Annotated in this window: 11 protein-coding genes; 3 read left to right on the forward strand and 8 right to left on the reverse strand. The window is 31.0% G+C overall.

Features of this window, described 5'->3' with window-relative positions:
- Position 1 precedes the first annotated feature (1 nt).
- The 3 genes from HXZ69_RS01880 to HXZ69_RS01890 are packed head-to-tail and all read right to left on the reverse strand — an operon-like array spanning position 2 to position 5,590.
- The gene (locus HXZ69_RS01880) at positions 2–1,600 is read right to left on the reverse strand and encodes a DUF6850 family outer membrane beta-barrel protein (RefSeq protein WP_286494827.1); all 1,599 of its coding nucleotides are present in this window, start codon (positions 1,598–1,600) and stop codon (positions 2–4) included.
- A gap of 12 nt (positions 1,601–1,612) precedes the next feature.
- A complete protein-coding gene (locus HXZ69_RS01885) occupies positions 1,613–2,941 on the reverse strand; it encodes a DUF4876 domain-containing protein (RefSeq protein WP_286494828.1) in 1,329 nt (442 codons plus the stop codon).
- 27 nt (positions 2,942–2,968) lie between these two features.
- Positions 2,969–5,590, reverse strand: coding sequence for a TonB-dependent receptor (locus HXZ69_RS01890; RefSeq protein WP_286494829.1), 2,622 nt, complete (start codon positions 5,588–5,590; stop codon positions 2,969–2,971).
- Positions 5,591–5,639: 49 nt separating this feature from the next.
- Between HXZ69_RS01890 and HXZ69_RS01895 the strand changes: the two genes are divergently transcribed.
- The gene (locus HXZ69_RS01895) at positions 5,640–5,804 is read left to right on the forward strand and encodes an NUDIX domain-containing protein (protein WP_219035308.1); all 165 of its coding nucleotides are present in this window, start codon (positions 5,640–5,642) and stop codon (positions 5,802–5,804) included.
- A 644-nt stretch (positions 5,805–6,448) separates the two neighbouring features.
- On the opposite strand, the gene ffh is transcribed toward HXZ69_RS01895, so the two are convergent.
- On the reverse strand, positions 6,449–7,810 hold the full coding sequence (gene ffh / locus HXZ69_RS01900) for a signal recognition particle protein (protein WP_219034600.1): 1,362 nt from the start codon (positions 7,808–7,810) through the stop codon (positions 6,449–6,451).
- A gap of 116 nt (positions 7,811–7,926) precedes the next feature.
- Here ffh and HXZ69_RS01905 point away from each other — a divergent pair, with 116 nt between their 5' ends.
- A complete protein-coding gene (locus HXZ69_RS01905; protein WP_219034601.1) occupies positions 7,927–8,289 on the forward strand; it encodes a hypothetical protein in 363 nt (120 codons plus the stop codon).
- A gap of 55 nt (positions 8,290–8,344) precedes the next feature.
- Here HXZ69_RS01905 and hemB read toward each other — a convergent pair whose 3' ends face one another.
- The gene (hemB, locus tag HXZ69_RS01910; protein ID WP_038334133.1) at positions 8,345–9,340 is read right to left on the reverse strand and encodes a porphobilinogen synthase; all 996 of its coding nucleotides are present in this window, start codon (positions 9,338–9,340) and stop codon (positions 8,345–8,347) included.
- A 252-nt stretch (positions 9,341–9,592) separates the two neighbouring features.
- Between hemB and trmD the strand changes: the two genes are divergently transcribed.
- Complete coding sequence (trmD, locus tag HXZ69_RS01915; RefSeq protein WP_286494832.1) at positions 9,593–10,279, forward strand: tRNA (guanosine(37)-N1)-methyltransferase TrmD; 687 nt, start codon at positions 9,593–9,595, stop codon at positions 10,277–10,279.
- Positions 10,280–10,321: 42 nt separating this feature from the next.
- Here trmD and HXZ69_RS01920 read toward each other — a convergent pair whose 3' ends face one another.
- The 3 genes from HXZ69_RS01920 to HXZ69_RS01930 form a co-directional block, all read right to left on the reverse strand.
- Entirely contained in the window at positions 10,322–11,107 is a 786-nt protein-coding gene (locus tag HXZ69_RS01920; RefSeq protein ID WP_125349375.1) for an alpha/beta fold hydrolase, read from the reverse strand.
- A 75-nt stretch (positions 11,108–11,182) separates the two neighbouring features.
- Positions 11,183–11,884: a peptide deformylase gene (def, locus tag HXZ69_RS01925; protein WP_219034603.1), complete on the reverse strand. Its 702-nt coding sequence runs from the start codon at positions 11,882–11,884 to the stop codon at positions 11,183–11,185.
- Entirely contained in the window at positions 11,881–12,294 is a 414-nt protein-coding gene (locus tag HXZ69_RS01930; RefSeq protein ID WP_180904370.1) for a DoxX family protein, read from the reverse strand. Before HXZ69_RS01930 ends, def begins: the two co-directional genes overlap by 4 nt.
- Positions 12,295–12,340 lie beyond the last annotated feature (46 nt).

A 12,340-nucleotide genomic window follows, 5' to 3' on the forward strand; every position in this document is an offset into this window, starting at 1 on the left:
TCTAATAATTTAATTGAATTCCGAAATTCATTAAATACGTATTATCTGTATTGATTTCGGTAAAATTGCTCTTATTTGTTGCAAATATACCTTTTAACTGCGTATATACTTCGATTGTTTTATTGTTTTTTACAGGTAAAATGTAGCGAATAGAAGTTGAAGCATCAAAATGATTGGTTGTATTGTACGCATAATCATAAGCCGCTACATTGTCATAGAAAGTATCTTCGTTGATTCCAGTCATTTTTGTATAATCAAAATAAGAATCCAATAAAGCATAATAATTAAAAGCTAAACCAATATTTATTTTCGAATTATCATTCAACATTAAATCTTTATTTCCATAAATACCAACATCTAACGATTTAATTTTCATGTCATAAATAGCTAAAGCATCGTAATATTTGTTCTGATTATAGCTTGTTTTGAATCCAAGAAAATAATTCATTTTCGTAACATCACGATTAGCTAAGTTAACATCAAAATTTAGATTTTGTAAACGATTTTGATAATTCATTCCACCGATAGAAACATCGTAATTTTCACCATCTTTTCTCGAAAAATCTAAACGTGTATTGATTGTATTGTTATCAAATTTTGTCATAAAATTCGCATAAGCAAAATGCTCGTTGATATCCCAAACATAGATAAAGAACTTATCTTCTTTTGTTTTGCTATCATACATTCGCTGTTGATTTTCTTGGTAATTGTAACCTAAAATCAACTTTGTATTGTCTGAATTAAATTGATATCCACCACCGATTTTAGAAATGATATTTCGTGTAAAATATTCGTAAATTGTTTTTTCGTTATCTATTTTATTTCTCAATGGATTATTAATTTCGCGACCATAACCAGCCATGTAACGCAAATAGGTATTCGAATTTTCTTCTACATCTTGATTTCTACCTTTATACTTTAGACTATAATCTTTATCTTTTCGACCATATGAACCTAACACAAAAATCTGATGTCCCTCAAAAAGTTCATAACCAACTTGAATTTCTCCAACTAATTGATTGTTTTTAATCTCTGGACGAGGATCTAATTTACGCGCCATTTTGTTGACATTCAATTCAGCTTTTGCAGCTAATGTTAAGTTTTCAAAATTTTTCGAAACTCCACCACGAATTAAATATTGCTGATTATCCCAATCTGCTGCACGCGGAACGTAGAAATATTGTGGAGAAAGCACTTGTTGCTCATCTGTGCGCTCGTCAGAAAGATTCCATGATAGATTTTTTTCATTGAATTTCTGTAAATCGATCATTCCAAAAATTCTAAAACCATTTTCAGTTGTGTACAAACCTTCGCTCAAAAAACCATAACGATTTGTTTCTTCGGCTGTTTGTTTACGCGCAAATTGATTGTTTTTATGACTGAAATAAATTCCCGTATGCGTATAATCTTTAATCGGTAAAGAATGCGTTGCAACAGGTAATTGCCAATTCAAATCTTTTATAACTTGTTCAGCTTCGTTAGAAGTCACTTTTATCGAATCATTTTCTTGCGCAAATGATGTACTTCCTAAAAGTAAACAAGCAAAAGAAACAATTTTCAATAATTTGTTATCGTATGTTGTTAAATCAATTGATTTCATGTTTTTTAATTTCTATTGCGCAAAAATCTTTGGTTCAGCTTTGATGTTTACAAAATCGTTTGTCGAATTGTTTGTATCCTTCAAAATTATACGACCATTAATTGTTTTTTGAGTTTTACGAATAATAGATGTTGATGTATAAGATCCTGCTGTTAAGTAGGCGTAACCAGCATCTTGTTTGTTCTGTAATTTTTTCGGAACCAATTTAGTTCCCATGTCTTGTGTTGTTTCTACAGCATCTAAAATAAAATCATTCGGCAATTGTAAATACTGATACGTCGTTTTATTTGATGGATTTTTAACTTTTCCAAAACCATTTAAATCATTTTCATCAGCTCTAAAAAGAATATAAGCTTGACGACCTAAATTGTCTAACAATAAATCTTTATTTCCATTTGCCCACCAAACAATATCTAAATCTGGAACAGCAGGATTTTGAATATCATATGAATATTGAGAACCTAAATAGCTCGTCATATTTACCTCAAAATCTGCATTTGATAAATCGACCGTCAACTCTGGTTTTAGAATTTCGATTACTTTACCATTTGCATCGGTGTAATTTCCTTTGTGATTTATCGCCGTTTGCGCAATTGTAATACTTTGTCCTGGTTGAACTGGATAAGTCGTTCCATTTCCTGGAATACGAACCGCATTCGCTACATACACATAACCTGTATTTGCTTCTGCACCTTTTGTATTTCCTTCACCTTTGGACCAATCTAATTGTCCATTTGCTTGGGAATATGGTTGAGATTCGACTGTATTTGCGCCAAATAATTGCCCAAAAATTAAACCATCTGCATAAATTACTTCATTCGAATTGTTGTAAATCTCAATAAATTGATCTCTAAACAAAGCGCCTTCTTTGATATCAGAACCTCCGTAATAGATTTGTTTCAAGATTAAACCTCCAATAATTTTAGCAGAATTCAACTCGATTCCAATTGAAATATTTGATGAATTTACACTCACATTTTGCGCAGATCCATTAAACTCAATATTGTCTTCCGTTCCTGCATCATATCCAAATAAATTTTCAAACTCTGCTGGAGTCAAGGAAAAACTAACATTTGCTGAATATGTTCCCGGTATTAATTGTGGAAAAACCGCTTCACCATTATTATTTGTAACCGCTTCATACGTCATTCCGGTTTGTATATTTTTTAGAATTGTTTTCGCATTTACAGGTAATTTTGAAGCATCAAAATCGCTATCAAAAGTAACCTTTGTTGTAAATGTAACGGGTTGAACCGCTGAATTTCCAAAATCATCATCAGAACAAGAATTAAATAATAAACTTGCTAAAATAGGAGTGAGAAGTATATATTTTTTTAACATAATAATCTTTTTTGAAATTGTTTAGAATTAGAAAGTATATTCAATTTTACCTCCCAATGAAAATTTTGCGATTTTTGAAACAATTCTTTCACCAGAATCGTTGATATAAGTAGGTTTTAAACCAAAAACATTTGTTGTATAAACAGATACTTTGAATCCATTTAAGAAATCTTTCGAAATACGTAAATGAAAATTATGCAATGAATTTTGTAATTCTGCTAATGTTTTTTGTGGAGCTTTAATCAAATGTCCGTATAATTCTGTATTTCCTCGATCTTCGACAGGAATTTCGTGATAAACAGAATTTTCATCTAAGTAACCAATTGGATTTCTATTGTTGTATTTACCGTGATTTTGAATAAAAATATGTTCTGTACGAAGAGATAAAATCAATCCAACTTTTTTTAAATGATAATTAAAATTTGTTCCAAACATCAAAGCTTCATCATTCGATTTTGGATTATAATAGACAGCATATTTCTCTTTTGCTAAAACATTTGTAGAAGCTTCATATTCATAAACAGGCTTATTATTTGTAGTTTTTGTATACGAACCGTTCACTGAAATATCTAAATTTAGAGGTTTGATTCGGTTAAAATTCATAAACATTTCAATACCTTTATCTGTCGATTCTAAATTATTTTCCAAAGTATTATAAATAATTTGATAGGCTTCTTTCCCAATAACAGAATAAGTTGGATTAGAAGTAGATGTGTCGACACTAATTGTAGAACCTTCTAAAGTTGCTACATGATCAACTCTTGAAATTCCATCCTTCAATTGATTATAATACCCTGTTACATTTAATGATCCAAAAGGTAAATTAACATCAAAACCAATTTCTGAATTGTAAGATCTACTTGGTTTCAAGTTTAAGTTATTTCCTTCCAAAAGAAACGTTTCAATCCACCCATATTGTTTATTGTTGACATAATAAATTCCATCACCCAATAAACGATCATAAATTCGATCTCCCGTGAATAGCTGATTTAACGAAGGTGCTTTAGAAGCAATACCGTATCCACCACGAATTCTAAACACTTTATTGAACGCATAAGATGTATTTATACGCGGTTGAAATGTGTTATTTCCATACTGATTATCGAATCTAAATCCTAAATCTAATTTGAAAACATTGTCATTTTCGCCAAATTTCACAATTCTATCTTCTGCATAGACAGATAATTGCCATTGCGTTTTGGTATTTTTGAAATTATAATCACGATAACCTAAACCACCTTTTGCACCGCTTAATGTATAATAATTAGGCGTTGTATTTTCGTCCGTATATGTCCCTCGACCTTTGTTAGAGCTTGATCGAGAAGATAAACCAACAGAAAAAGTATGGTTCCAATTATTTTTAGATTCGTAATTTTTCACACCTTCTATATTTAAGAAAGTAGACATCGGAATTCCTTCTACATTTTTGACAAACGTGTATTGATTTGGTAAAAATATCGCATCCGAAATTCCATTTTCCGTAGAAGTTGTAACCGCAGCAGTTGCGACATTATTCCAACGTTCTTCTTTCGAATTTTGCTTTTCATAACTGATATTTGCATCAACATTCAAAGCATCAATCCAATCTTTTTTCAAGTTCCATTTCAGATTATTAGATAATCGAATCGAAAACTTGTCATTCTTTATTTTAGGATCCGAAATATCATCTGGATCATATTTTATTTTATCATTATTGATTGCGAAACTTCCTTCTAAAGTATTAACCAATGTATTGATTTTGTTTGATGATTTCCACGCCGCATTTGTTGTTATACGATTATAGGATTTTAAATTATCGCGAACATCTTCATTAGAAGCCAAATAATTACCCGACAAACTCAAGAAATTTCTATCATTAATTTTAAAACCTTTTGACATATTATATTCAGTCGTCGCATCTAACATCGAAATGGAAGCGCGTAGGGGAGTTGCACTAACTTTAGAATTGATGATGATTAATCCTGAAGTTAAATCACCATATTTTGCAGGAGCTATTCCTTGAATAATTTTTACTTCATCGATATTAGCAGTTGTAATTTGACGTAAATCAACACCATAACTAGGGTTATTAAAATCATTGAAACCACCACCAGATAAGGAAGTAAACGCTTGCATATTTTCATTGTTCGAAATTGGAATATCGTTGACTACAATCGACGTCCCAAACGCTTTATTCTGAAAATAATCTTTGCGATCATTATTTGTATTACTTGACAAACTTCCTGATAATCCCAAATTATTTGAAGAAATCGCAGTTCTAAAAACAACATTTTTGAACTCGTTATTATTAAAATCCATTGTTACTTGTCCTGGTAATTGTTGCAAAACTTCGTTTAACGAAAACGCTTGCACATTTTCTATTGCTTCTTTACCAAGCGTAATCTCGGAATATTCTTTCTTTTTTTTTGGGAAAATATCAACTTGTTCCAAACGTAAAGTTTGATTGTATAACACAATCGAAACGTTATTTTCTGAAGAATCTACAACAATTTCTTGTGTTTCTTTTCCTTTTTGAGAAAAAGACAAATTAGTATTCTCGTTCGTTAATTCTATTGTAAAAAAGCCATCCGAATTTGTTTGTGTCCATCGTTTCGTTTGAGGATCCTGAACCTGAACGTTAGATAATTTTTGACCATTTTCATCCGTCACAGTACCAGTTAAAATTCGTTGGGCATTTACAAAACCAAATTTTAATAAAATGAGTAAAGAATATTTAATTCCAATTTCTGTAAAAGGAATCGTTATAATTAATGGAAAATATTTGTTAGTTAAAAACAATAGAAACGAATGGGAATTGCCTGGAGGAAGATTAGAACAAAATGAATTAGTAGAAGAAACTGTTGTTAGGGAAATCAACATTTAAAATTATAAATAATGGATATATAAAAGAGCTTAATAAAATACTTTATTTAACATAATAAAGATTATTAATAATAATATTTCTATGAAATATTATTATTATAATATATATTATGTAAAGTTGAATAATGTCGTCTACCTATTATTTGGGATTATCTATACAACTTTGAAGGTTTTAGATTAGGAATATATTTTAGAACAATATAATTTGCAAACTATTTAAAACTATAATATGTCCATAATAACTATTTTTTATTGTGTCTGTTACAAAAATAATTTTTGATAATTTATTTTGTAAACTTTTATACAATTTTATGTCTTTCTTCTCTAATTTAAATTGATATGAACCTCCATACTCTGTTTCCGCATAATCATCAAATTGATTAATTTCTATATTTACTTTTTAAATAAAGTTTATAGAATATGTGTATTCATAGTCATTTAATTTCCACTCTAGCTCATCATCTTTTGTATAATTATAATATACTATTATACCATCTTTCTCTCTAGCTCCATTAAGACAGTTTATAAAAATTCCGAAAAAAATAACTATTAAGAAAAATCTATTTAACATAATATATTTAGTTTAAAATAAAAAAACCTCTAACAATTAGAGGTTTTAATATACTATAAATTATTGTATTATTATTACATTTTTGGCATTCCTGGGAATCCACCTGCAGGCATATTTTTAGACATTGTTTCCATCATCTTTTTACCATTTGCAGAATTCATAAATTTCATCATTTTTCCCATTTCAGAGAATTGTTTCAATAATTGATTCACTTCTTGTAAAGATGTTCCAGAACCAGCTGCAATTCTTTTCTTACGAGAATTATCGATAATATTTGGATTTTTACGCTCTTTTTTCGTCATTGAGTGAATAATCGCTTCAACCCCTTTAAAAGCATTGTCGTCAATATCTACATCTTTCAACGCTTTTCCAGCTCCAGGAATCATTCCAACCAAATCTTTCATATTACCCATACGTTTGATTTGCTGAATTTGTTTTAAGAAATCATCAAAATCGAAGCTATTTTTTGCAATTTTCTTTTGCAAACGTTTTGCTTCTTCTTCGTCAAATTGCTCTTGAGCACGCTCTACTAACGAAACAACGTCACCCATTCCCAAAATACGATCCGCCATACGTTCTGGATAGAAAACATCTAAAGCTTCCATTTTCTCACCAGTAGAAATAAATTTGATTGGCTTATCAACAACAGTTCTAATCGTTAAAGCAGCTCCACCACGTGTATCACCGTCTAATTTTGTTAAAACAACTCCATTATAATTCAATACTTCATTGAAAGCTTTTGCAGTATTCACCGCATCTTGACCTGTCATAGAGTCTACAACAAATAAAGTTTCGGTAGGATTAACTGTTTGGTGAACGCGACGAATTTCATCCATCATTTGCTCATCAATCGCCAAACGACCAGCTGTATCGACAATAATTACATTATTTCCATTTTGTTTTGCTTGTGCAATCGCTGATTGAGCAATTTCTACAGGATTTTTGTTTTCTAAATCAGCATAAACATCTACACCAATTTGCTCTCCTAAAACTTGTAACTGATTGATGGCAGCTGGACGATAAACATCACCAGCAACTAATAATACTTTTTTGTTTTTCTTAGTTTTTAGGAAATTAGCTAATTTACCAGAAAAAGTTGTTTTACCAGAACCTTGCAAACCAGCAATCAAAATAATTGTCGGATTATCGTCTACTTTCAGTTCAGTAACCTCACCTCCCATTAATTTTGCTAATTCATCATGAACAATTTTTACCATTAATTGTCCAGGATTAAGCGACGTAATTACGTTTTCACCTAAAGCCTTTTCTTTTACCGTATTTGTAAAATCTTTTGCAACTTTATAACTAACATCGGCATCAACAAGGGCTCTACGCACCTCTTTTACGGTTTCTGCAACGTTAATTTCTGTAATTTGTCCTTTTCCTTTTAAGGTATGTAATGCTTTATCTAATTTATCCTGAAGATTTTGAAACATTTTGAGTCAATTTTAGGACACAAATATAAAAAAATTATACCGAATAATATAAAATCACACAACAAGGGTTTTAATTAAGTTATAATGATTAACTTGCGTGCTCAAATTTTGGTTGAATGAAAAAAGGTTTAGTACTATTTTTATTCTTTGTTACTGGGGTGGTTTTCAGTCAAACAAAGAATAACCAAACTTATTATTTTTTTTCCATCGCTTATGGACAAGATAATGAAGTTTATGTGACAGATGTTTATGAAGCAAACATCGATAACAAAGATATCTACGGCAAATTGGCAGATAGATATACAAAGTTTCAGAATTATTTATTGAAAAATGGAACGATTGGTTCTTTAAAAGAAATTCAAACGGGTTACGAAAAGAATTATCAGAAAAAAGAACAAGCTGAAGCTGAACAAAAATATTTTCTATCTACATTAGAAAAACAACAATTTACAGCGAAAATGGTTAATTATTCGCTTTAAAGCATAAAAAATCCACTTCAAATGAAGTGGTTTTTTATTTCTATTTTGAACTAATTTATTGATCATTTAATAATCGCGCAGCTTCTTTTGCAAAGTAAGTTGAAATCAGGTCTGCTCCTGCTCTTTTGAAACAAGTTAAAGACTCTAAAATAACTTTATCATTATCTAACCAACCTTTTTCTACAGCAGCTTTTATCATCGCATATTCACCTGAAACCTGATAAACAGAAACTGGAACTTGTAAATTATCTTTCACTAATTTCACAATATCTAAATAAGCCATTCCTGGTTTTACCATCAAAATATCTGCACCTTCTTCTACATCTGCAATTGCTTCGCGTAACGCTTCTTGTGAATTATGGTAATCCATTTGATAGGTTTTTTTGTCTTTCGGAATTTCTTGAGAATCAACTGGTGCAGAATCTAAAGCAGTACGGAAAGGTCCATAAAAAGACGATGCATATTTCGCAGCATACGTCATAATTCCTACATTATGAAAACCGTTTTCCTCTAAAGCAGCGCGCATCGCTCCTATTCGACCGTCCATCATATCAGAAGGTGCAACAAAATCGGCACCAGCTTCTGCATGAGATAACGTCATTTTTACCAAAGCATCAACAGTTTCGTCATTAATAACTTCCCCATTTTTGATGATTCCGTCGTGACCATAAATTGAATATGGATCTAAGGCAACATCAGGCATTACAATCATTTCTGGAACAGCATCTTTAATTGCTTTGATTGTATTTTGCATCAATCCGTTTGGATTCCAAGCCTCTTTACCTGTGTTATCTTTTAAGTTATCACTAACTTTACAATATATGTTAACTGATTTTATACCTAAATCCCAAATTTCTTTTACTTCTTTTACAGTATTGTCAAGTGATTGGCGGTAAATACCTGGCATTGCAGCAATTTCTTCCTTCACACCTTCTCCTTCAGCCATAAAAATTGGTAAAATAAAATCGTTTGGTGACAAATGATTTTCGCGAATCATACTACGAATTGATTCATTTTTGCGTAGTCGTCTATGTCTGTTATATAAAAACATTTGATTAAAATTTTAGACAAATTTACTCGATTTCATTTGAATAAGGCTAATGAATAATATCAATTGTATTTATTAATTTTAAAAGAAAATCAATCATTTGAATAATCAATTAAAATATTTGTCATTCATCATATTATTTGGATTAATTTCTTGTGGGATCACAAGAAGAATTTATAAATTCAGTTAAAACAATCAAATTCAAAAAATAGATTTAAACTTGCGCAAACGTAGCTAAACAAATATCTTTGCAGTATGCGAATAGATATTATCACTGTTTTACCCGAATTATTAGTTAGTCCATTTTCTGCTTCGATTATGAAACGTGCACAAGACAAAGGTTTAGCTGAAATTCATGTTCACGATTTGAGAGATTTTGGAAAAGGACGTTATCGTCATGTAGATGATTATCCGTATGGAGGAACTTCTGGAATGGTGATTATGTGTGAGCCTTTGGACAAAATGATTTCGAAATTGAAAGATGAACGTACTTATGATGAAATTATTTATTTGACACCAGATGGTGAAACGTTGAATCAAACAATTGCGAATGATTTGTCATTGAAAGGAAATCTTATGATGATTTGTGGACATTATAAGGGAATCGATCAACGTATTCGAGATATGTATGTTACAAGAGAAATTTCGATTGGCGATTATGTGCTTTCTGGTGGAGAATTTGGCGCAATTATTTTGGCTGATTCTATTATTCGTTTATTACCTGGCGTAATTGGTGATGAGACTTCTGCCCTTTCAGATTCGTTTCAAGATGATTTGTTAGCGCCACCAATTTATACGCGTCCAGCCGAATATAAAGGTCTAAAAGTTCCTGATGTTTTACTTTCGGGTAACTTTCCTAAAATTGAAGAATGGTTGTATGAAAAAGCAGTTGAACGTACAAAAGAACGTCGCCCAGATTTGTTAGAAAAAAGATCAAAATAAACTAAAAAAAGCTTCCCAATTGGAAGCTTTTTTTAGTTTATTTTATTTAATTCGATGAATATATTCAATTACTTTATCGTTAAAAATTTGTGGTTGATCGACATTCACGACATGTCCACAATCTTCGATAACAATCAATTCTGAATGTTTGGTATGTGCTTTTGTTAATTCCTGAATCGAAGGCAAAAACATATGATCTTCTGCTCCCATCACATATAAAGTCGGAATATTCAATTCAACTTTTCGAAACCATTTTAGCAATGGATTGACATCCGCAGTAAGTTTGAACCATTTCAAAAATTCTTTTTGATACAATTTCTTCGCCTCATTGATAAATAATAGCCTTGACTCTTTGTGCGTATTCTTTGGCATGATAGCGAAAGCAAAAATTCGATACAAGATTAAATAAGGCAACATATGTTTGAATGTATTTCCAACGTTAATCAAAAATTGACATTGAAAATTAATTTTCATAATTGCGCCTCCCATCACCATTGATTTGAATCGCTCCGAATAATCTTCTGCCAATTGTCGAATCACAATCGTTCCCAAAGACATCCCAACAAAATGTGTTTTATCGATATTTAAATGATCTAAAACATCAATCACATCTTTTGAAACTGATTTGAAAGTATAACGTTTTTCGAAAAGCGCTTTCAAGTTTTTCTTAGAACGTCCATGTCCTCTCAAGTCCATTAACAAAACATTGAAATGTTTGCGAAATTCACGCAATTGCTTGAACCAAATCGTAGAACTTCCTCCTGCTCCATGAACAAAAGTCACCCATTCTGTGCTCGTTGGATGATTATATGTAGTGTATGCTAACAATTTTCTAAATAAGTTTTTGCAAAATTAAACTAAAAACTATGCCAAGCATAATAATTTCTAGGTTTTAAGAAATTTTTAATCTTCATCGTCGTCGTCATCTGTAAAAGAACTAGTCTTTTTCAAGTAAAAAACATCGTTCATCACTTCAGCTTTCACGTAATTTAGATTTTCTTGCTCTTTCATTCGATCTGTAAATAACGTTCCTGTTAAATGATCGTATTCGTGCTGAAAAATAACCGCTGTAAAACCTTCAACTGTTTCATCATGAAAATTTCCATCCAAATCATAATATGCCAATCGAAGAACCAAGCTTCTATACACTTTTCCGAAAATATCAGGAATAGACAAACAACCTTCGCGACCGTGACGAACAATGTCCGAATACCACGTGATTTTTGGATTGATAATAAACTCAAAAGGTTCGCCTTCTTTGTCAAAACGTTGCACCCAAACCGCGTTGCGATTAATTCCAATTTGTGGAGCTGCAATACCAACACCTTTACTTGCCTCGTCTTGAACCGTTGCATACATACGATCGGCCAATAATTTGATTAATGGATCTTTTGGATCAATATCAATAGAAGTTGATTTTAAGATTTTTGTATCTGCATCCGAAGTTGTTAATAAAACACGAAAAGGATCATAGGATTTCTTTTCTTTTATTAATGTTAATTCTGCCTTTGCTAATGGCGTATAAACAATGTTTTTCATATTTTTTGATTGAGCAAATAATGCAGAAGAACAAATCAATAAACTATAGGTTAATGTTTTTATCATTTTTTAAGTATCAATTTGTCTAAAGAATATTTTCCTGCGCCTGATAAAAATATAACTAAATAATTGATTAAGTAGAATAATCCCAATTCTTTTTTACCAAAATCATGATCTGCATGCACGATAAATACAGCAACTAACATTGTAATGATTAGTGGAATTACCGCCAAACGAGTAAATAATCCGACCAAAACTAAAAAAGCACAAAGTATTTCCGCAAAAACAGTTAAACCTAAAGAAATTTCTGGTCCAAGTCCAATTGGATCTCCAAATTCGAAATTTCCATTGATTAATTTTTGCAATTTTCCGAATCCGTGTGTAAACATAAATCCACCAGCAGCTAAACGTACTAATAACAATGATAAATCGATAAATGCTGGTTGATTTCCTAAAAGTTTAAATTTTGTGCTCATTTTTTTATTTTTTTTTCAAATATAAGTTCTAGTTTTTACGTTCACC

The sequence above is a fragment of the Empedobacter sp. R132-2 genome, assembly GCF_030324375.1.
Lineage (GTDB): Bacteria > Bacteroidota > Bacteroidia > Flavobacteriales > Weeksellaceae > Empedobacter > Empedobacter falsenii_B.

Coding starts and splice junctions, on each gene's coding strand:
- hemB (WP_038334133.1), bottom strand. CDS start 9,340: ATGTTTTTATATAACAGACATAGACGACTACGCAAAAATGAATCAATT.
- HXZ69_RS01905 (WP_219034601.1), top strand. CDS start 7,927: ATGAAAAAAGGTTTAGTACTATTTTTATTCTTTGTTACTGGGGTGGTT.
- HXZ69_RS01930 (WP_180904370.1), bottom strand. CDS start 12,294: ATGAGCACAAAATTTAAACTTTTAGGAAATCAACCAGCATTTATCGAT.
- HXZ69_RS01885 (WP_286494828.1), bottom strand. CDS start 2,941: ATGTTAAAAAAATATATACTTCTCACTCCTATTTTAGCAAGTTTATTA.
- ffh (WP_219034600.1), bottom strand. CDS start 7,810: ATGTTTCAAAATCTTCAGGATAAATTAGATAAAGCATTACATACCTTA.
- HXZ69_RS01895 (WP_219035308.1), top strand. CDS start 5,640: ATGAGTAAAGAATATTTAATTCCAATTTCTGTAAAAGGAATCGTTATA.
- def (WP_219034603.1), bottom strand. CDS start 11,884: ATGATAAAAACATTAACCTATAGTTTATTGATTTGTTCTTCTGCATTA.
- trmD (WP_286494832.1), top strand. CDS start 9,593: ATGCGAATAGATATTATCACTGTTTTACCCGAATTATTAGTTAGTCCA.
- HXZ69_RS01880 (WP_286494827.1), bottom strand. CDS start 1,600: ATGAAATCAATTGATTTAACAACATACGATAACAAATTATTGAAAATT.